This window comes from Lyngbya aestuarii BL J, assembly GCF_000478195.2.
Lineage (GTDB): Bacteria > Cyanobacteriota > Cyanobacteriia > Cyanobacteriales > Microcoleaceae > Capilliphycus > Capilliphycus aestuarii.
In genome coordinates, this window is sequence record NZ_AUZM01000092.1 from 1 (window position 1) to 20,308 (window position 20,308).

Genomic DNA, 20,308 nt, shown 5'->3' on the forward strand with positions numbered 1-20,308 from the left:
ATGGTTCGATTATCAGTAAATTATCTATTTTTAGACAAGGAGAAACAAAAATATTAAATATTCGTTATAAAGACTCTAATCCAGAGCGGGTGAAATTTGTACTCGATCAATTAGCAATTGGTTATTTAAGATATTCTCTCCAAGAACAACAAACAAATCTCCGTCAAGGATTACTCTTTGTAGATGAACAATTACCCGAATTAATCAATCGAGTGGATACCTTACAAGCCAGACTCGAACGATTTCGACAACAATATAATTTTATCGATCCGCAAACTCAAGCCCAAAAATTATCCGCTCAAGCTGAAAATTTATCGGCTGAAAAGTTTGAAACTCAAAAACAATTAGTTGAAGTTCAAACCCGCTACTCAATATTACAACAAGATGAAGGAGCAATTGCTGTTTTAAATTCTTCGGCAAACTATCAACAATTAATCGGTCAAATCCGACAAATTGAAACCCTAATTGCCTTAGAATCTACCCGCTACCGTTCTAACAGCGCTCCAATCAAAAACCTACTCAACCAACGCCAAAACTTAATGCCTTTACTGAGTCAAGAAGCTCAACAAGTTTTAGGCTCTCAAGTCGCTGCTGTCACCAATGAACTATTATTATTACAAGTTCGTTTAAATGCTATTTCTCAAGCCGAAACCCAAGTCAATCGTCAACTTGAACAAATGCCGACTTTAGACCGTCAATATACTGATTTACAACGGGATTTAACCATTGCAACCAACAGTCTCAATCGCTTTTTAGAAAAACGAGAATCTCTACAAATTGAAGGCGCTCAAACAGAAGTTCCCTGGCAAGTTCTATCTCCTCCCGCTCGTCCGGGTGCGCCTGCGGACAATTTAATCAATCAAATTATGACGGGTATTTTTGGCGGTTTAGCAGCCGGAGTAGCAGTGGCATTTCTCCTCGAACGTTTAGATAATGTATACTACTCCGATGAAGATGTAAAAGACAAAACAAAATTACCAATATTAGGGGTTATTCCTCACAACAAAAAACTCAAAGCTTGGCAACAACTCTCTCTCGAACAGCAAATACAGAACAACCAGCTAAACGGCGAAAATGGAGGAATTTCCGAAGCTTCTATCCCCTTTGTTTTAGGTCACAACTTTCTGCCTTTTATGGAAGCCTTTCGCACCCTTTGTACTAATATTGGCTTTCTCAGTTCCGATACACCGATTAAATCTTTTGTGATTAGTTCTCCGTCTCAAAGTGATGGCAAATCAACCCTTGCTGTTCATTTAGCCCAAGCGGCGGCGGCGATGGGGAATCGAGTTTTATTAGTAGATGCTAACTTAAGACTCCCTCAAGTTCATACTCAATTTAATTTAGCCAATGAATTTGGACTGAGTAACCTCATTAATACCGATGTTGATCCCGATGAAGTGATTCAAACCGTCCCGCTTTGGGATAACTTATTCGTCTTAACCGCAGGTCAAATTCCGCCCGATCCCACCAAACTACTTTCTTCTAATAAAATGAGGAGCTTGATGAGTCTCTTTTGCTCTAATTATGACTGGGTTATTTATGATACGCCCCCTTGTAACGATTTCGTTGATAGTAAGATTTTAGCCCCTCATACAGACGGATTATTAATGGTCGTTCGGCTGAAAAAAACCGACAAAAACTTGCTCAATCAAGCCCTTGAATCTCTCAAACTTTCTCGACATAATATTTTAGGTTTAGTCATCAATTCAGCCAAACCTCAACACAATTTATCAGGTTACTATGCGGCTTCCCCTCAAAAAGAAGCTTGGACAAAAGCCGATCTCGAACCGGGGACAGAGACTCACACCCCAAAAACGAGGAGTAATGGCTAACACCCCAGTCCCAACTTTCAAGCTAGTTTGACAAAACTCGAAAAATTGTGACTTGATTTGCTACAATCTACAGGGTTGTCTTGCTATGCGATAAGAATATCCTTGAGTCAATCCATCGATCTGCCTAGAGTAGATGAATTTCTAGAAGAACTCGCAGCTATCCAGCAAACAGGTTCTAAGCGAATCGCTGTGCTGGGATCTCGTCATGTTCCCCTTACTCATCAGAACCTCATCGAACTGATGAGCTATGCGCTAGCGTTAGGGGGAAATCACATCATTACATCGGGTGCTACAGGTACAAATTCAGCCGCCATCCGAGGAGCAATGCGAGCCGATCCGAATTTGTTGACGGTAATTTTACCTCAAAGTATGGAACGTCAGCCCAGAGAGTCACGCCTCCAGCTTGAACAGGTGATCCATTTAGTGGAAAATCCTAAAGGGGATACACTCTCTCTAGCTGAAGCGAGTTCCTTGTGCAATCAAGAGATTGTTACTCGATGTCAACAGTTAATTTGTTTTGCGTTTCACGATAGTCATACCTTGCTAACCAGTTGTGAGGAAGCAGAAAATCAACGTAAAATTGTGACGCTGTTTTATTTTGACTAGACTTTGAATATATGAGGAAATACGATCAATGGGGATTTTGGAACTGCCGACATCGGCAATTCTAGTAGATGCAATTTTTGTTGCTTTCGTGCTAGTTTATCTGCCTTTTTTGTTAGTGGCTTATGGTCGATTACAAGTAGGCTATGAGATGAGCGCACCTCGCGCCATGTTTGATAAATTGCCCCCCTTTGCTCAACGGGCGACATGGGCGCACCAAAACTCTTTTGAGGCGTTTATGCTGTTTTCAGCCGCCGCCTTGTGTGCCTATGTAACGGGACAAGATTCACAGTTAGCCGCCGCCAGTGCAATCATTTTTGTCTGCGCTCGGCTTCTCTATTCTGTGTTTTATATTTTTAATATTTCCTTAGCCCGTTCCCTCATGTTTGCTGTCGGCTCAACTTGTATCTCTATTTTATTCATCCTGAGTTTAATCACCGTGAATCAATAGAGTTAATGGGTTATATAATGTCTCTGAACTTCTCCTTGATTAACGTTTGAGTTCAAAGTCTTACGTTTTTGTTTGTCACTAACAGTAGATAGTTATGGCTTCAACTTCATCTTTTGATATTGTTAGCGATTTTGACCGTCAAGAATTGGTCAATGCCATTGATCAAGCCACACGGGAAATTAACAGTCGCTACGACCTCAAAGATACGAATACAACTCTTGAATTGGGTGAGGATGCGATTACGGTCAGTACCAGCAGTGAGTTTACTTTAGATGCTGTGAATACGGTTTTGCAAATGAAAGCTTCTAAACGAAATCTCTCTCTGAAAATCTTTGACTATGGTAAAATTGAATCGGCCAGTGGAAATCGGGTTCGACAAGAAATCAAGCTGAAACGGGGAATTGAGAAAGATATCGCTAAACAAATTACCAAACTGATTAAGGATGAATTTAAAAAGGTTCAGCCTTCAATTCAAGGTGATGCGGTTCGGGTTTCTGCTAAATCTAAGGATGAATTGCAGGATATCATTCAACGTTTGAAGCAAGAAGATCTTCCGGTCGCATTGCAGTTTACCAATTATCGTTAAGCGCCAACTTGCGGTTAAACGTAGCGGCGGCTGAGGATTAATCCGGTCAAAAAACCGTCGCTATTCAACTTGATCTAACCCGTCATATTCCCAAATCGATTCTTTTTCTTGCTTCTCTAACAATTCATTTCCCATCGCGATCGCAATTTCTCCGAAAGGTTGCCATTCAGGAACAGAAACCGCTTTTTCTCCCAATAATAATAACGACGCAGAAGATTCATAATTGGGCGGAGATAATGCGAGTTCTTGGCGTTTATATTCTCTCAACCAATTAACCCAAATTTCCGGCTTTCCCTGTTCGCCCAACCGCTCAAAAAACTGTTCAAGTTCTGCCCCTTCCCAACCCAAACTCACCCCTGCTAACACCTGCTGAAATACCTGTTGATATTCTGCTTCACTCAGAGAACGAGTGGGTTTCTGTTGTAGCATCTCTCCCAATTCCGCCGAAATTTCGCTAATCTCTCCACAATCGATTTGACCGAACTTAATCATTCGTTGAGCCAGTTCCTTTTGAGGTAGAGGAGACTCCATCAATTTTCGTCCAAACCGTTGTAACCAAGACTTAAAAAATCGGTCATTGATGCGGTTTCCCAGATAGTCTAACACTTGAGACTGTTCCCATCCTTGCTCAACTCCTTCTAACACTTTTAAAAACAACGCTTCATAACCAGTATCACTCAGAGGATTAACCGAGGGAGAGGGTGGAGACTGAGAGGCTTGAGAACGTCCCCGAAACAATCGTTGAAACCAATTTTTTAGCCATCGCCAAATTTTACCTAACATTGTTCAGACTTAAAAGATTTCATACACCTCAAAAACCCGGCTTCTCCAAGAAACCGGGCTTTGATTCCCCACTCCAAGGCTTAGAGATTTGACATCACTTCTTTCGCCGCCGCTAACGTCTTGTCAATGTCAGCATCGGTGTGAGCAATTGAAGTAAACCCCGCCTCAAACTGTGAAGGCGCCAGGTAAATCCCATGTTCGAGCATTCCCCGATGGAAACGACTAAACTTCGTTAAGTCCGACTTCTTGGCATCTTCATAATTATGAACTGGGCCAGAAGTAAAGAATAACCCAAACATCCCACTGACTTGACCGCCACAAACCTCGTGACCCGTTTCTTGTGCAATTTGCAGCAACCCATCGGATAATCTCTTGGTAATGTTGTCAAGATATTCGTAGGTTCCCGGCTTTTGCAACAATTCTAGGGTTTTAATTCCGGCCGTCATCGCTAACGGATTTCCCGACAACGTACCCGCTTGATACATTGGCCCTGCCGGAGCCACCATCGCCATAATATCCCGACGTCCGCCATAGGCCCCGACCGGTAAACCGCCCCCAATAATTTTACCCAACGTGGTTAAGTCTGGCGTGACCTCGAAACGTTCTTGAGCGCCACCGTAAGCAATGCGGAATCCTGTCATCACTTCATCAAACACCAGCAAAGCGTCATTTTCTTGGGTCAGTAGCCGCAACCCTTCCAAAAAGCCCGCATCTGGAACAATAAAACCAGAGTTGCCGACAATCGGTTCTAGGATGATTCCTGCGATTTCACCCGGATTCTCCGCAAACAGCTTTTTCACCGCTTCTAGGTCGTTGTAGGGGGCGGTGAGGGTGTTTCCGGTAACAGACTTGGGAACGCCAGGAGAGTCCGGTAAACCTAGAGTTGCTACCCCAGAACCAGCTTTCACCAAAAACATATCCGCGTGACCGTGATAACAGCCCTCAAACTTAATGATTTTATCGCGTCCGGTAAAGGCTCTCATCAAGCGCAAAACGGACATACAGGCCTCAGTTCCTGAGTTGACAAACCGCACCATTTCGATGCTGGGAACGGCTTCGATCACCATCTCCGCCAACACATTTTCTAAGACGCAAGGCGCCCCAAAACTGGTGCCGTTATCTAAGGCGGCTTTTAAAGCGGAAATCACTTCCGGGTGAGCATGACCACAAATAGCAGGCCCCCAAGTGCCAACATAGTCAATGTATTCGTTACTATCGATATCCCAAATATGAGATCCAAGTACGCGATCAAAAACAATCGGTTGTCCACCTACTGATTTAAACGCCCGTACCGGAGAACTAACGCCCCCCGGCATCAGTTTTTTAGCGGCGGTAAAAATTTCTTCTGACTTTGTTGTTCTCAATGGAGTTGTTACCATTGTGTATATCTCCTTAAAATGCTGGTGTTCAAGTTTTGTAAATGCAACGATTACAAATTTGAGGATAATCCTAAATCACAGGAAGAAAAGACGACGCTCTGGGTGCGCTATTGATCGCAGATGAAACATCCACCCGATCGCACCGCAAAATGATATTTTATACAGGTTAGGTGTTCTTCGTTACACTCGTTCAACTTATGTCTGCCTCAAAACCCCTTTCACTGAGCCAGTTGATCCCAATTGATAAAATTCGTTACAACGAACAAGGATTGATCCCCGCCATTATCCAAGACGGTTTGGAGGGTCGAGTCTTAACCCTTGTTTGGATGAGTTCAGACTCTTTACAAAAGACTTGGGAAGATCAGCGAGTTTATAATTGTCAAGGATCTGTCGTTGAACTGGGGTCCCATCTACTGATTACCGGATTGCGATATGACCCGGTTAGTCAATCTTTATTAATTTTAGTTGAATGTGAGTCGATTGCAGAACAACAAAATCAGGAGTTTGCTCAAGTCCCGAGTAATCTTTTGTCAGAGGTTTTTGAGGTAATTTGCGATCGCCGCGATCACCCCAAAGAAGATTCTTACACCTGTAAGTTGTTGGCCGGGGGAGATAATAAAATTCTGAAAAAAATTGGAGAAGAATCGGCAGAAGTGGTGATGGCGTGCAAGGATAATGATACTGAGGCGATCGCTTCGGAAGTGGCAGATTTGTTTTATCACACTTTGGTTGCTATTGCTTATCATCGAGCCGATCTGCGTCAGGTTTACCGGAAGTTAGCTGAACGTCGTCGATAGTTTTTGATGGGTTTTCGGTGTTGGGAGTGTTGATCGACGGTCTGTCAACTGTTTATGTTGTTGTTGAATTGCTAACCTTGCATCAAGGAATGTTGAGATGATCAATGAGATCCCAGAATCTCGTACCGTGCGAATGACGATTCGCTATATTAATGGGGAATCGGATTGTTTTGAGTTTGATTCTCCCCAAGAGGAAAAAGCTCTCTTAGCCAGTCACATTCAACGGGTTCTGAACTCGAAAGAGTTAATGTTGGAAATTGGCGATCGCTTATTAGTGATTCCGATGCAAAATGTACAAAAAATAGAATTGTCTCCAGTTCCTTTAAAATTACCGGATATTGCCATTCGCAATGTTCGCGCGTGTTAATTGAAATGACTCAGAAAAATTCAGTACATCAACTCCAAACCCTATGATTCTTGACTCTGGTTTGTAAAGCGTTCCCTTAGAATACTGGTAACACTCCTAACACCTGATTATGAATAATCTCAATTTGTCTAATATTGATGAACTTCCCGAAAGTGGTTGGGGTCTAAAAATCCTCTTTCCACTTGCAGATGAGTTAACTTACAATCGCACTCCCGACAATAATCAAAATTGCTTGAAACTGGTTAAAAATTATAACTCAACTGATGTTGAATCATCTTCTCAAAACCAAAAAGATCCTGGAAATAAACTCAAAAAACGCTGGTCTTCTCTCTCCCAACACTCAACAAACTCCCCGAAAATTATCAAACAAATTCAACTACAAGTTAACAGTGATTTAGCCGTATTAGAAGATGTTTTAGCCTGGTATCAACAGTTAGAAGATCAACCCATTCCTAAACCGATTTGGTGGCAATGTCAAATTGCTTTAGCCGAAGGATTTACCAATGCTGTGAATCATGCTCATAAAAATCTCCCTTGCACCACTCCCATTCATCTCCAAGTCACTGTCTTTCACGAATCTCTTGAAATTTGTATTTGGGATTATGGCCCACCCTTTGATTTAAAAGCACAATTTAATAATAGTCCACAAAATTAAACGAGATAAATTAAGGGAAAAATCCAGCAACAAACAGAGGAATAAATAAAATAGCAATAATAATCGCTACCACGGTTACTGGATCAATCTCTCGTTTTTTTTCTCGCTTTTGTTTGGAATCTTTCATCGTTTTTAATTTTAATAAATTGCTCTAAAAATTATTGAGTCTTGACCGTCAGTTTAGAAACAGCTTTCAGCAACGCTGTAATATCAAGAGGTTTGCTTAAGTGCATCTGAAATCCCGCCTTGATTGCTTGTTCTCTATCTTCTTCTTTTGTATAAGCAGTAAGCGCCAAAGCCGGAACGTTACCTCCTTGATCTTTCGGTAAAGAACGCACTCTTTGTAGCAAACTATATCCATCTTCATCTGGCATTCCAATATCACTAATGATAACATCCGGCGTAAATTCTTTCAAAATTTCCCAAGCTTCTTGACCCGAACTTGCTTCACTTACCTTCGCCCCTTGTTGTTCGAGGACTAACCGAATTAATTCTCGGGCATCAGCTTGATCTTCGACAACCATGATATTTTGATTTTGTAAGTTGAACTGATCATCTATGGGTTTATCAGTCTGATTTTCATCTAATTGAATCGGCCGAATGGGCAACATAATGGTAAAAATACTCCCCTTTCCTTTCCCCTCACTTTCAACATTAATCGTACCGCCATGCAGTTCGACTAAATGATTAGAAATCGCTAAACCTAATCCTAAACCGCCTTGAGATCGCGTTGTGGAAGCATCCGCTTGACGAAAATAATCAAATACATAAGGAATGAAATTTGGATCAATTCCCATCCCGGTATCACTCACCTTAATTTGAGCGTAGGAGTCCTCTATTTTATTCAGTTGAATTGTTACCGAACCCTCCTTTTGAGTGAATTTAATTGCATTTGAGAATAGGTTCCAAAAGACTTGTTGAAGTCGATTTCCATCCCCAGAAATAATATTTATACGACTATCGATAACCAGTTCTATTGCTATGGATTTCGCCTCTGCTGCGGGGCGTAAAGTGTCAACTGTTGTTTGAATCAGTTCAACGAGATTAACTGAATTAATATTCAAATTGAGTTTGCCGCGACTAATCCGAGAAATATCAAGCAAATCTTCGATTAATTGCGTTTGTATAGAAGCATTCCGTTCGATCACTTCTAACGCTTGTTCAAGAGTGGTGTTGTTGAGTTTCCCCCGTTGAATTAATGTAATCCATCCTAAAATCGAATTGAGAGGGGTTCGTAACTCATGGGAAAGAACAGCTAAAAATTCATCTTTAATCCGGTTGGCGGCTTCGGCTTCGGCTCTAGCGGATTGTTCTCGTTGGAGGAGGTTAAAACGTTCAGCTTCAATACGTTTACGAGTTGTAATATCAACAGCAGTCATCACGACACCACAAACATTTCCTTCTGCGTTGTGGAGAGGAGCCAAGGAAATACTAATGTCGATTAAGTTATTATCTTTTCCAAGATGTTGAAATTCATAATTACTCAGTGTATTGTTTTTTAGAGCTTGTTGAAATAAGCGATTAAACTGTTCTTCTTGATGGTCAGGAATTACCGGAAAAACTTGATCCATAACTTCTTGAGGTTGCCAACCATAAATCCGTTCGGCGGCTATATTCCAGGTCATGACTTTCTTCTCATGACTCAAGGTAATAATCGCCACGGGTGAAGCATTGACAATGGCTTTGAGTAAATCATCGGTTTGACGCAATGCTTCCTCAACTCGCTGGCGTTCTTGTCGTTCTTGAGTTTCTCCTAACGCTCGTTTTGCAGAGGGAACTAATCGCTCTAAACGCTGTTTTAAAACATAATCAGTCGCTCCTTGTTTAAGGGCTTCAATTGCTCGTTCTTCTCCCAACATTCCCGAGACGATAATAAACGGAACTTGAGGACAAATTTGTTGAGCAATTTCTAGTGCTGCAATGCCGTCAAAACCGGGTAATACATAGTCTGATAAAATTAAATCAGGAAGTTTAGCGTTCAAAACCTCCTCAAATTCAGAGCGTCGATTAGCACAAGTAAATTCGGCTTCAATACCACCATTGATCAAGATAGTTTGAATTAACTCTCTATCAACGGGATCATCTTCTAATAGGATAATTTGTAGCATTTTTGTAGGAGATAAAAGTTGAACGAATGAGGGATTATATAAAGTTTACATTGGAAGTTAGCGATCAAATAACTTATATCATAAAATTGTACTACAAGCTATTAATCACAGTCTCTATCTCAAGGTATAAATCAACGCATATCTGCTGCTTCTAGACTTGCTCAATATTCTCTATTCAATTTTAAATTAACGACTGAAGTCATCGATCAATATTTTAAAATCTGGGGTATATCTTGAGGTAAACTGAAGTAAAAGGTCGCACCTTGATCAAGGTTTCCTTCCGCCCAAACTCGGCCATTATGACGATGAATAATCCGGCGCGTATTCGCAAGTCCGATCCCCGTTCCCTCAAATTCTTGAGCATTTTCGAGTCGTTGGAAGATCCCAAATAATTGATTAACATAGTTCATCTCAAAGCCAATCCCATTATCTTTAACCCAAAAAACACTTTCTTGATTATTAGAAATACTCCCAATTTCTATTTCTGCTTTTTGTCTTAGGCTGGTATATTTTACTGCATTTTCAATTAAATTTTGCCAAACCTGTTGAAGTAAATTACGATCCCCTTTTGCCGTCGGTAATGAATCAATTTTCCAGGTGATTTTTCTGTTGTTTAATCGCAACTCAACTTGTTGTTTGATTGATTCAACTAACAGGTTCATGTCCACCGTAGTATACTGCATTTCTGCCCGTCCCGTGCGGGACAAAAGCAATAAATCATCAATCATTTTACCCGAACGCTCGGTTAAAGTTGTAATCGTATCTAAGTAATGCAGAACGGTTTCATCTGTGGTAATCTCGGCTAGTTGTTGTTTTAGTAAACTCACAAAGCCATCAATCTGACGAATTGGCGATCGCAAATCATGAGACACAGAAAAAGCAAACGTTTCTAACTCTTTGTTGACATTTTCTAAACGAGTGGTTCGTTCTTTAACTCGCTTTTCTAAGGTTCTGTTAAGTTCTTTGATTTGAGCAGAGTATTGTTTTTGTTCGGTTATGTCATCAATCAATCCATCGATCACTATTTTTCCATTGTTTCTAACAATAGTTTCACTAATTCTGACCCACATTTTCTTTTGTTGAGGAAAAATCAATTCAGTTTGCCATTCCCATTTTTCTTTTAGGTGGTAATCTTTTGGGAAATTAGTCGCTATTTTCTCTTGAAAAAACTGTTGAGATTCCTCAAAAGAACTTAATCCTAAAAGCTTCTGAAAACCATCAGAAGCTTCCAAGAGTTTCCCGTCTACTGTTGCTCGAAAGACTCCAACATTTAACTCATTCAATAAAAATTTTAGACGAAGTTCGAGTTGATCTGCTCTCTGACGAGCTAGGGCATTTTCCCAAACTGTACGAATCGCTTGAGACAGCCGAATAAAGTGTTTGGGAGATTTCAACACATAGTCATCTAAACCCGATTTCATCGCTTCTACGGCGATTTCTTGCGTCCCGGAATTGGTAAACATCACAATTGGACGTTCGGGATCATGCTCTTTAACCGCCCGTAAAATATCCAATCCTGTTGTCCAGTTTAGCTCATAGTCTGTAACTACAAAATCAAATTTATCAGCTTCTAAGGCTTCGTAAAACTTATCCAAAGTGGGAACTTCATGGATATCAACATCGGGAAACTGTCGGCGGATTTCTCTAATCGCCAGCAGACGATCATCCGGGCTATCATCAACCAACAAAATTCTTTTCAGCAATGGCTCCGCAGTCATTTTTGAATTCGAGCAAGATAACTTTTACATTTTAGGACAAAAATTAAAATCAAGACGACTCAATCAACAGAATTCTACATTCATATATTGAGTGATTTTAACTTGTCAATGAAGGATATTGATTTAATTTTAGCCAATAAGCATCTATGACTTCTATCATATTCGCTAAAGACTCAAATTTTACCGGTTTAACGAGATAAGAATTCACACCAATATCATAAGCTTTGTCAACATCAATACTTTCTTTAGAAGACGTTAAAACCACAATGGGAATGCGTCTCAAATGCTTTTGTGTTCTGATCCATTCTAACACTTCCAATCCAGAACGACGAGGCAACTTCAAGTCCAGCAGAATCAAAGCAGGTAAAGGATAGACATCACGATTGGAATATTCGTTGTCTCCATTGAGATAACAAACTGCCTGATCACCATCTTTGACAATACGGATAGGATTGTTTAGATTAGCTTGACGAAAAGCTCGTTGGACAAAAAGGATATCATTAGAGTCATCTTCTACTAAAAGTATACCGTAATCATTAAAATCCATCATTGCAGTCTATTCCAAATATTTATTTTTAGAGCTAACTTTTTCGGGCAATAGTTGTTCACTAATTAAGTTTAGATAACAAGCTGATTCACTAAGTACAGGATAACTTTAGCTATTGATGAATTAAGGCATCAGAGGTTATTTATAGTATCCCATATTTCTATGCAAACATATGTACGCTACCGTACCGAGCCAAGTCTAAATCAAATTAACTCAAAAAATAGTCCTCTAAAACGACATTCGTGGTCATCACTTTCTAAAGACTTTCTACAAAATTGAATAAACGATTATATTCTCGTCGGACAATTTCATAACATTCACAAGTCGCGCCTTCTAAAGCGGTTCGATCCAAAATCGTGATTTTACCCCGATTATACTCAATCATCCCCGCTTGCTGTAAAGTTCCGGCTGCCACCGTCACGCTAGCCCGACGAACACCGAGCATACTAGACAGAAAATCTTGAGTCAGATGCAACTGCTCAGAACCCGTAAAGTCTTGAGACTGCAATAGCCAGCGAGCGAGTCGTTCTTCAGTCGGATGAAAACGGTTACAGGCGGCTGTTTGAGTAACCTGAGCGAGAAACACCTGAGTATAAAGTAGCAGTAATCGCTGGAAAAAACCACCCCGATCAAATTCATTTTTCAGGAGAATCGCATTCATTTGCAGAGCTTTTCCTGGACTCTGGACAATAGCACGAGTATGACTCTGAACTCCGCCCAAATAAACAGGATAACCCAGCATCCCATCATTTCCCACCATCCCCACCTCAACGGTAGAACCATCTTCCATAACCGAAACCAGAGAAATCATCGCTTCGGTTGGGAAATAAACCGTTTCTATTTTTTCCTGGGGTTCATGGAGGATTTGTCCTAAAGAAAGGGAAACTTCGATTAAATCGGGAGCAATTCGTTGAAAATCTGCATTTGGTAATGCAGCGAGAAGACGGTTCCCTAAAGCAGAACTACGACTGATCGAGATATCCATGATCACCCTACTTTTAGATTTTGAACCAAGTATTGTCGTTATTAATCAGTGAAAATATCCTACGACTGCTCCTTATCTAGAGATCTCAACAGACTCGGCACAAATCAGTTCAATCCAAAATCGACTGCCGTGACCGAGATCTGATTTTACACCAAACCGTCCACCCATTCGTTCAACCCCCCGCTTAACAATCGCCAATCCAATTCCTGTCCCCGCATAGGATTCAATCCCGTGTAATCGCTCAAACGCCTCAAAAATTTTCTTTTGATGTTGAGGTGAGATCCCAATTCCGTTATCCTCGATCCACAGTCGTACCCACTGAGTCTCTGAGGGATGAGTCTTGATCTCAACAGGATTAACCTGTTGTTTTTCAGCCTTAATCGAGACAATCGGTAAAACACCCGGTTCAACAAATTTAATCGCATTAGACAGGAGATTAGCGATCACTTGCTTTAAAACATTACGTTGTGCTAAGACAATGGGTAGAGAGGGATCAATAAAAATCTGGGCTTGCTTCGTTTCTAAGTCCGGTTTAAGTTCATTGAGAACAGCTTCTAGGACAACCGCCAAACTGACATTTTGTAACTTAATTTCGGTTCGTCCCAAACGACTATAAGCCAATAAATCCTGAATCAGTTGATCGAGGCGTTCAGCAGAAGCACCCATGCGGTTAATATATTCTTGTCCCAACTCATCGAGTTGATTGCCGTAGTCTTCGATCAGAACCTGAGAAAAGCCCTGAATCGCCCGCAAAGGAGCGCGTAGATCGTGAGCAACGGAGTAGGAAAAAGCTTCCATCTCTTGGTTAACATCTTGCAACTGTTGGGTTCGTTCTTGAACTCGTTGTTCGAGCGTTTTGTTGAGTTCGTAGATTTCTTCTTCAGTTTGCTTGCGGGTAATTGCTTCAGCTAACAGATTGGCGATCGCTTGGAGAAAGTTAACATCATCGGGGGTAAAATCCTGTCTCTGAGTCGAATGAATCCCTAAAATCCCAAAAGGCTGATCAGAATCTCTCCCCTCAATAATGGTACTCATCCCACTAATGACTCGATGTTCCCGTAACAAAGACGGGCCACTAAAACGGGATTCTGTCGTCAGATCTTCTACGACCACAGGTTCATGGACTCGCAATGTAAAACCCGCCTGAGAATCGTGATCCGTTCCCAGAATCGCTTTACCCACTAAGCCCTCATGCCATCCCACTCCTGAGCGTAATAGTAAGCGTTCACCCCCAGGTAACAACTCTAGTACCTTACAATATTCAACCCCCAAACTCTCGGCAACCCGTTGAGTCGTTTGATCAAAAAGTATTTCTAACGAGCATCCTGACAACGCCACCTGACCCAGTTGAGTGATGAGCGCCTGTTGTCTGAGGCGAGTCGCCAGAGCGACTTCAGCCTGTTTACGTTCTGTAATATCTGTCGCCATTGATATAACCAATCGTCTGTGATCCCAAACCTGACCCAAAGGAGCGGAGCTAAAGTCCCAAATCCGAGTGGTTTTGTCTTTCGTTCTAACTTCAAATTCTCCCTCATCAACTCGATGATTGAGCGTATAGAGTTGATTAATTCTCTCTAAAACAACATTCTGACGTTCGCCATAGGCTCGCTCTGTCCAATCCTCAATTGTGGGAATTTCTTGGGCTGTATAACCGGTGATTTGTGTAATAGTATTACTGATTTGAAGAATTTTGCCATCTTCCGCATGAATGATAATCGGAAAAGGGGCTTCAACTACAGCTTGTCGGAATCGGTGTTCACTCGCCTGTAAAGCTATTTCTGCTTGTTTGCGAGTGCTAATTTCAACAATCACGGCGCCGATTGCCATAATTTGATCATCTTCTCTCAAAAGTGGAAAATAAGACCCTTGCCAATAGCGAGTTACACCCGGATTCTTAGGAGTTTCTCCAGAAATTTCAACATTAAAAAGGGGTTCATTGGTTTCTAAAACCTGTTGATAAATCGGATTGAGTTGGGGGGCAAGATTGGGTATAATCTCATCAGCAGTAAAACCTAAACTGGCTTCGACTGAAACTCCATTTATCTCAGCGATCGCTTGATTGAGTTGTATAAACCGCAGTTGTTGGTCAAGTAGAAACATCCCCACCGTCGAACCTTCAAAGAAACTTTCTAAAAGCTGTTTTTGCTCCACTAATTCCCGTTGAATAGTTTGGCGGCGATCAACTTCTTCTCGTAACAGAGCATTTGTTGCAGCCAGTTCTGCGGTGCGGTTTTGTACCTGACTTTCCAAGTGTTGATTGAGTTGTCGCAGTTGGTGTTCAGTTTGTCGCAGTTGGGTAATATCGCGAGAAATTGTTAAGACCGATTGCACAGAACTATCCGGTGCAAATTCGGGTATAACTAAAGTCTGATAAATTTTGACTTCATTTTTATTATTAATAACTTCAAATTCATCAATTTTCATCTGCCCCGTCTGAAAAACTGTTTCTAGAGAAGTTTCCCACATCTGAGTAATGCCCTCGCGATACGCTAACTCTCGTGGAGTTTTGCCCCGATAAACCGTTGAGGGAATGCCCGATTGTTTTGTATAGGCTGGATTTGTATAAAGATAGCGATAGGCGCGATCGTGGCGAGTGATAGTATCGGGTATGTTTTCCGCTAATGCTCTAAATTCTTCTTCTCGACGTCGCAACAGAGTATTAACCTCTTGAAGTTGGCGGTTGAGTTTTTGCAGTTTCTTTTCTTTTTGTTTAAGAGGGGTAATATCTCGCCCTTCTGGAATCAAAAGTGAAACGTTTCCCTGTTGATCTCGGAGGGGCTTAATCGAAAAATCAATCGTCGCAACGGTGTTTCCAGCACCCTGTACTTCCACCTCATAGCGAATAAATTCCCCCGAAGCTGCGGTAGCGACAGCTTGTTTTAACTGCTCTTGGGCTTGGGTTGATGTACTCCACCAGTTGGTTTCCCAGACGGGTTTACCGATCACGTCTGTCGGGCTTAAGCCCCCAAATTCCAGGGCGGTTTGATTGGCTTCGATTAAAATCCCGTCGGGTTGCAATAAGCCAATAAATTGATAAGTTTGATCAAAAATTGCCCGAAAGCGATGTTCACTATTAATTAGATGCTTTTGAATCTGTTGGCGATGACTATCAATGCGGTTGAGGGTTTTGGCATTGCGCCAGACAATCGCCACAAAGATGACAATACCCAATATACTCCGCAGGGCAAAAACAGATTCGGGTGTAAGTTGAAAGGTTTGATAGAGGACAAGGACAAATAAGCCGATCATTAACGGCAATATCGTCAATAGGGGGATTAAACGTCGAGCCATGATACCCCCAGCATCGCTGCTCGTCACTTCCTGCATCCAGCCTAGGTCAGCACAGGCGAACAAAATCCCCAAAGACACGAGCATAAAGCAAATCGAGGTATGGATTGCCATACCTGTGGGTGAACCCACACTATAAAGTGGATTGATCGCGTAGAGGTGTCCTGTCAAGCCCAGCAACGCGATCAAAAACATAAATAGACTCAACAGTTGGGCGGGATACCAACGACGACCCGCCAGTAGGGTTAAAGCTGATCCTGATAATATAAAGTTAACCGCAGTATTGGGAGCCATACGACCTTTGACGATGGCATCGACTGCATCTGGTGAGGCGGGAAATAAAAGTTCATCGATCTGAAAATCAAGGTTAAAGCGATACTCGATCAGCGTGATTAAACCCTCGACGATAATTAAAACCGAACCAATATTAATTAAAAATGTTAATATTCGCTGCAATTTGGGATTGCTCAAACTCTGTTGACGGTGCCATAATCCCAAAACAGTACCGCTAACAATAAATCCCAGGGCTGTATTGGGCTTCATTGTTATCCGTTCCGGTAGGATGCTGGTCAGGATGTCGATATCTAACGCCCAGCCCATGAGTACAACACACCCCGTGATTAAAACAATCAGGCTACTATACAGCGAAAGCGATCGCAGCAATTGTAATAATTTTCGAGAGTTGGATGTTTCTAGGTTGGGAGCATGAGCAGTCATTGTTTAATCTGGATTTAGGTAACTTACCTTTTATGATGTCAAGGAATTGTCTTTTTGTCTGTTCACTGACTGATTTTTAGCTGATTGTTGACTAATATCATTCTTTAGGTTGAACTTGATCGGGGGTGAATTCGGGGAGGTTAGGAGATAGGGAGATCAAAAAAATGTCTGACAGAGCGACTTCTGAAGAAAGCCTGACCGAAATCAACAAAAGTTCATCAGCCAGAAGAACGATGAGTATTGAGAAGGGTACTGCATCGCTTACAATACAGGGCATCGGGATCATGACTACTCCACCCACAACCCGGACAAGTGGTTTCGACTTTGTTTGCGGTTTTGACTATTTGTTTGATTAAATCTCCAATTTGCCACGGTATTAAAGCAATTCCAGTTAAAATCATCAAAATCGTTAAAAATCGACCGGGTTCAGAGAAAGGAACGACATCCCCATATCCGACTGTTGTCATCGTGACGACTGAAAAATAAACCGCATCTAAAAAGGTTCCAAAGATTTCGGGATTTACCGGACTTTCGACTTGATAAATTAGACCTGAAAATATAAAAATAATCGTCAGTAAGGTAAAGAGAATTCGAGCAAAAATAATTCCATCTTCTGTTTGTAGACGAAAAATATAAATTTTCACATCAATAAATCGAATCAACCGCAAAATTCTAAACCAACGCAGAATCCGCAAAAAACTAACATTGAAAATTCCTAAGAAATAAGGTAAAATTGCTACGAGATCAATCAAAGAAAAGGGATTGAAAAAGAATTTTATCTTGTGTTCTGCAACCCAGAATCGAATCACATATTCACAGGCAAAAACAATAACAATAACCCGATCTATTTCTTCTAATATATCTCGAAATTGAGATGAAATTGGATAAGTTTGAACCACAAAAATTACAGACGAGAGTAGAATTAAACCCGTGATACTGAAACTAACAACTCGACCCAGTGGAGTTTCTAAATCATCAAAATAAAACGCAATTCGCTTGCGAGTTAACTTTAGCCCTTCGACTTCCCCTTCTTTATCCATTCATTCAATCATCAACAAATTGTCAATAAAATAATATCAGGAGTCTTTACAGTCACCCGTTTTCTCAACTCCTGAACTCTGAGATTCCTTCTAGTCTAACAACTCTTGAATACGAATCCTATTATCACTGGTAGCAGACTGTTCATCTAACCAAGTAATCGCTTGATTTCGTCCCTCCTGAGCCGCCACAATTAAAGCTCCCCAGGCTTGTAAATCCTTTTCTTCTGGACTCTCAGCCAAAGCCGCTTGAATCCGAACTTTCAAACGTCCATCATCGGCTTGTAAAAGGGTATTAATCTCATCAGAATTCACCCGTTCATTTTGAACCACATCCAACGCTTCTGTCCACCGACCATCAATTAAACTCGCGAGAACTTTTTGAGTCGGACTCGCCCAGGCTGCACCCGCTTGAGCATCTGTAATATTAGCATGAAACTGAATTAAATCTAATTGAGCTTGAGCCAAAGCCGGCCATTTATTGGCATCATAACCGTTTTTATCAACCTCTTTTTTCAAAGGTTCCATTAACTCTAAAGCAGCCGACCATAGCCCACTGCGAGCCAGTCTTAACGCCTTACGATAAGCATAATTATCAATGACTTGTTCATCTAAAGAAATATCTGCAAGCTGAATTGGATTGGGAACAAACTGACGAGGTTTAACTTGATAAATATTAAATTGAGGTTCGAGTCCAATCGTATCTTCAACCAGTAACTCCGGTTCACTATTTCCGGTAACTTGTTCCCAAATCGGTTGCTGTCCAGCCGAACTTTTCCACTCCAACATGGTACTAAGATAATAATAAGCTGGATTGTAATGAATTACCTTACCATAAGGGACTTTCTTCGTTCCAATAATTCGTTCACCCTTCATACTAAACCACACCCCAAAGCTCGGAACTTTGCCGCTAAATTGACGAATTTGGGAGAGTGGAACCGGTTTATTAGATCCTTGTTGGTTTGTTCGATTACTAATCAGTGAAGTCAACACAAAAGATTCAGCCGGCCCGTTGGCATCGAGTTGATGAACAAGGCGATAATACTGCTCACTTCCAGGACGTTGGTAGGGCATTTGAACCGCTTTATACACTCGCAGTTCGACAATTTCCTGACAGACAGCAGAACAAGGGTAAGCTTGAGAAGATTCACGTTGTTTTACCACCGGAACCAACAAATCTGGGGAGTGTTGAACTAATTGATCAGTAGGTAAAAGAAACGGTTTGATCAGGTTTAAATAGCGATTATTCTCAAACAAAGAAGATGAGGCTGCTGGAGAATCAGATCGGGATAAAGATAAGCTTTCTCCAATGGTCAGTCCTTGTTCTTCGAGACTAACCCGCACTTCATTCAGGGTTTTGATCGCCTCATGGCGTTGTAGAGGAATTTGAGTCCAAGCGGGTAAGAATTGATTCAGCCAAATCCCCACATCGGGATCTAAAATCAACTTGTAGCTGAACCACGCACCCCCTGCGAGTAACGTTGAGCCTCCCAATAACAGCACAAAAGCAACACCATCGGCCATCCACTTTTGCCACACTCCCGAGAGAATCGTGTTTGTAGAGGGGGGTAATCTTTGCCGACGACGTTGAGACTGAAAAGGCTGCTTCGTCGATTCCGCAGAGGTTTGACGATTTCTGGGCTTTGGATTTAGCCATCCCAATTGTTGCAGGATTCTTACCATTTGAGGGGGGGTTTTCCGTGTTCGGTTTCTTCGCTGAAACTTGTTGTTCATCATCAGATCTCCGCCTATTGTCCGGGGTTTTAGATGTCAAATTTTTTGGTGTTTAACCCTCTAATTACTGTACTGTATAGTTAAGGAACAATTTATTGCAGTGACATCCTCCTACACTGAATCGAAGATTACAGAGTAGGCGATCCTCACCTCACGGCTTGGTTTTCCTGGTTTTCCCCTTACGGGATTTCGACACTTGCCTAGACTGATTTTTAACAGCCCCCGGTAGAACGTCTGCACAGGCAGTTTCCTTTCCCGTCTGTCCAACGGTACTAATTAGCTTAATTCCTCGGTTTCTAATGTTTTGACCCGCTGCTACATCGCGGTCTGTTTTGTATCCACAACGAGGACAATCATGGATTCTCACACTCAGGTCTTTTTTAACTTCACCACCACATTCAGGACACTCTTGGGAAGTTCCCCTTGCATCAACTTGGGCAAAGAACTTTCCACGTTTCCAACAAACATATTTGACGATAGTTCTAAACTGTCCAAATGCAGCATCAAGAGTATGTTTCTTGAACAGACCTTTAGCCATTATTCGGTAGTCTAAATCTTCCATGAAGACCATATCACCCGCGTCACAAAGCGCATGAGCTTGTTTGTAATGAAAGTCTTTCCTCGTGTTGTCGATTTGGTGGTGAAGACGAGCAACTTTAAGGCGTTGTTTCTCGTAATTTTTAGACCTTTTCTGTTTTCTAGAAAGTCTGCGTTGCAGTAA

17 protein-coding genes are annotated in these 20,308 nt (G+C 41.5%); 7 read left to right on the forward strand and 10 right to left on the reverse strand.

Annotation, left to right across the window (positions count from 1 at the left end; genetic code table 11):
* From M595_RS24315 to M595_RS24330, 4 genes are all read left to right on the forward strand, one after another.
* A partial coding sequence (locus M595_RS24315; protein WP_023069215.1) for a GumC family protein occupies nucleotides 1-1,832 on the forward strand: 1,832 nt, incomplete at its 5' end.
* A gap of 102 nt (nucleotides 1,833-1,934) precedes the next feature.
* Nucleotides 1,935-2,438: a DNA-processing protein DprA gene (locus M595_RS24320; RefSeq protein WP_009782784.1), complete on the forward strand. Its 504-nt coding sequence runs from the start codon at nucleotides 1,935-1,937 to the stop codon at nucleotides 2,436-2,438.
* 28 nt (nucleotides 2,439-2,466) lie between these two features.
* The gene (locus tag M595_RS24325) at nucleotides 2,467-2,886 is read left to right on the forward strand and encodes an MAPEG family protein (protein WP_203419139.1); all 420 of its coding nucleotides are present in this window, start codon (nucleotides 2,467-2,469) and stop codon (nucleotides 2,884-2,886) included.
* A 94-nt stretch (nucleotides 2,887-2,980) separates the two neighbouring features.
* Nucleotides 2,981-3,472 (forward strand): YajQ family cyclic di-GMP-binding protein, encoded by a 492-nt coding sequence (locus M595_RS24330; protein WP_023069202.1) that lies wholly within the window; start codon nucleotides 2,981-2,983, stop codon nucleotides 3,470-3,472.
* A 60-nt stretch (nucleotides 3,473-3,532) separates the two neighbouring features.
* Here M595_RS24330 and M595_RS24335 read toward each other — a convergent pair whose 3' ends face one another.
* Nucleotides 3,533-4,255: a hypothetical protein gene (locus M595_RS24335; RefSeq protein WP_023069214.1), complete on the reverse strand. Its 723-nt coding sequence runs from the start codon at nucleotides 4,253-4,255 to the stop codon at nucleotides 3,533-3,535.
* Between the two features lie 80 nt (nucleotides 4,256-4,335).
* Entirely contained in the window at nucleotides 4,336-5,634 is a 1,299-nt protein-coding gene (hemL, locus tag M595_RS24340; protein ID WP_023069212.1) for a glutamate-1-semialdehyde 2,1-aminomutase, read from the reverse strand.
* Between the two features lie 197 nt (nucleotides 5,635-5,831).
* Between hemL and hisE the strand changes: the two genes are divergently transcribed.
* From hisE to M595_RS24355, 3 genes are all read left to right on the forward strand, one after another.
* Nucleotides 5,832-6,431 carry a phosphoribosyl-ATP diphosphatase gene (gene hisE / locus M595_RS24345; protein ID WP_023069204.1) on the forward strand — a complete coding sequence of 200 codons (600 nt, stop codon included), beginning with the start codon at nucleotides 5,832-5,834 and terminating at the stop codon, nucleotides 6,429-6,431.
* A 97-nt stretch (nucleotides 6,432-6,528) separates the two neighbouring features.
* Nucleotides 6,529-6,798, forward strand: coding sequence for a hypothetical protein (locus M595_RS24350; protein WP_023069205.1), 270 nt, complete (start codon nucleotides 6,529-6,531; stop codon nucleotides 6,796-6,798).
* Between the two features lie 109 nt (nucleotides 6,799-6,907).
* Nucleotides 6,908-7,453 carry an ATP-binding protein gene (locus M595_RS24355; protein WP_023069207.1) on the forward strand — a complete coding sequence of 182 codons (546 nt, stop codon included), beginning with the start codon at nucleotides 6,908-6,910 and terminating at the stop codon, nucleotides 7,451-7,453.
* A gap of 158 nt (nucleotides 7,454-7,611) precedes the next feature.
* Here M595_RS24355 and M595_RS24360 read toward each other — a convergent pair whose 3' ends face one another.
* The 8 genes from M595_RS24360 to M595_RS24395 all read right to left on the reverse strand — a co-directional run.
* On the reverse strand, nucleotides 7,612-9,561 hold the full coding sequence (locus tag M595_RS24360) for a response regulator (protein ID WP_023069208.1): 1,950 nt from the start codon (nucleotides 9,559-9,561) through the stop codon (nucleotides 7,612-7,614).
* A 206-nt stretch (nucleotides 9,562-9,767) separates the two neighbouring features.
* Complete coding sequence (locus M595_RS24365) at nucleotides 9,768-11,279, reverse strand: sensor histidine kinase (RefSeq protein WP_040484612.1); 1,512 nt, start codon at nucleotides 11,277-11,279, stop codon at nucleotides 9,768-9,770.
* Between the two features lie 97 nt (nucleotides 11,280-11,376).
* Nucleotides 11,377-11,829 carry a response regulator gene (locus M595_RS24370; RefSeq protein WP_040484613.1) on the reverse strand — a complete coding sequence of 151 codons (453 nt, stop codon included), beginning with the start codon at nucleotides 11,827-11,829 and terminating at the stop codon, nucleotides 11,377-11,379.
* Nucleotides 11,830-12,082: 253 nt separating this feature from the next.
* The gene (locus tag M595_RS24375; RefSeq protein ID WP_023069201.1) at nucleotides 12,083-12,811 is read right to left on the reverse strand and encodes a Crp/Fnr family transcriptional regulator; all 729 of its coding nucleotides are present in this window, start codon (nucleotides 12,809-12,811) and stop codon (nucleotides 12,083-12,085) included.
* 72 nt (nucleotides 12,812-12,883) lie between these two features.
* Entirely contained in the window at nucleotides 12,884-16,816 is a 3,933-nt protein-coding gene (locus M595_RS24380; protein WP_023069199.1) for a PAS domain-containing sensor histidine kinase, read from the reverse strand.
* A 218-nt stretch (nucleotides 16,817-17,034) separates the two neighbouring features.
* Nucleotides 17,035-17,856 (reverse strand): ion transporter, encoded by an 822-nt coding sequence (locus tag M595_RS24385; protein WP_023069216.1) that lies wholly within the window; start codon nucleotides 17,854-17,856, stop codon nucleotides 17,035-17,037.
* A gap of 90 nt (nucleotides 17,857-17,946) precedes the next feature.
* Nucleotides 17,947-19,536 carry a hypothetical protein gene (locus tag M595_RS24390; RefSeq protein WP_238987135.1) on the reverse strand — a complete coding sequence of 530 codons (1,590 nt, stop codon included), beginning with the start codon at nucleotides 19,534-19,536 and terminating at the stop codon, nucleotides 17,947-17,949.
* A 202-nt stretch (nucleotides 19,537-19,738) separates the two neighbouring features.
* On the reverse strand, nucleotides 19,739-20,308 hold a 570-nt coding region (locus M595_RS24395; protein WP_023069200.1), incomplete at its 5' end, for an RNA-guided endonuclease InsQ/TnpB family protein.

What these genes read in the sequence shown, in the direction of transcription:
- M595_RS24325 (WP_203419139.1), top strand. Translation starts at nt 2,467, where the DNA reads ATGGGGATTTTGGAACTGCCGACATCGGCAATTCTAGTAGATGCAATT.
- M595_RS24330 (WP_023069202.1), top strand. Translation starts at nt 2,981, where the DNA reads ATGGCTTCAACTTCATCTTTTGATATTGTTAGCGATTTTGACCGTCAA.
- M595_RS24335 (WP_023069214.1), bottom strand. Translation starts at nt 4,255, where the DNA reads ATGTTAGGTAAAATTTGGCGATGGCTAAAAAATTGGTTTCAACGATTG.
- hemL (WP_023069212.1), bottom strand. Translation starts at nt 5,634, where the DNA reads ATGGTAACAACTCCATTGAGAACAACAAAGTCAGAAGAAATTTTTACC.
- hisE (WP_023069204.1), top strand. Translation starts at nt 5,832, where the DNA reads ATGTCTGCCTCAAAACCCCTTTCACTGAGCCAGTTGATCCCAATTGAT.
- M595_RS24350 (WP_023069205.1), top strand. Translation starts at nt 6,529, where the DNA reads ATGATCAATGAGATCCCAGAATCTCGTACCGTGCGAATGACGATTCGC.
- M595_RS24355 (WP_023069207.1), top strand. Translation starts at nt 6,908, where the DNA reads ATGAATAATCTCAATTTGTCTAATATTGATGAACTTCCCGAAAGTGGT.
- M595_RS24360 (WP_023069208.1), bottom strand. Translation starts at nt 9,561, where the DNA reads ATGCTACAAATTATCCTATTAGAAGATGATCCCGTTGATAGAGAGTTA.
- M595_RS24365 (WP_040484612.1), bottom strand. Translation starts at nt 11,279, where the DNA reads ATGACTGCGGAGCCATTGCTGAAAAGAATTTTGTTGGTTGATGATAGC.
- M595_RS24370 (WP_040484613.1), bottom strand. Translation starts at nt 11,829, where the DNA reads ATGATGGATTTTAATGATTACGGTATACTTTTAGTAGAAGATGACTCT.
- M595_RS24375 (WP_023069201.1), bottom strand. Translation starts at nt 12,811, where the DNA reads ATGGATATCTCGATCAGTCGTAGTTCTGCTTTAGGGAACCGTCTTCTC.
- M595_RS24380 (WP_023069199.1), bottom strand. Translation starts at nt 16,816, where the DNA reads ATGACTGCTCATGCTCCCAACCTAGAAACATCCAACTCTCGAAAATTA.
- M595_RS24385 (WP_023069216.1), bottom strand. Translation starts at nt 17,856, where the DNA reads ATGGATAAAGAAGGGGAAGTCGAAGGGCTAAAGTTAACTCGCAAGCGA.
- M595_RS24390 (WP_238987135.1), bottom strand. Translation starts at nt 19,536, where the DNA reads ATGGTAAGAATCCTGCAACAATTGGGATGGCTAAATCCAAAGCCCAGA.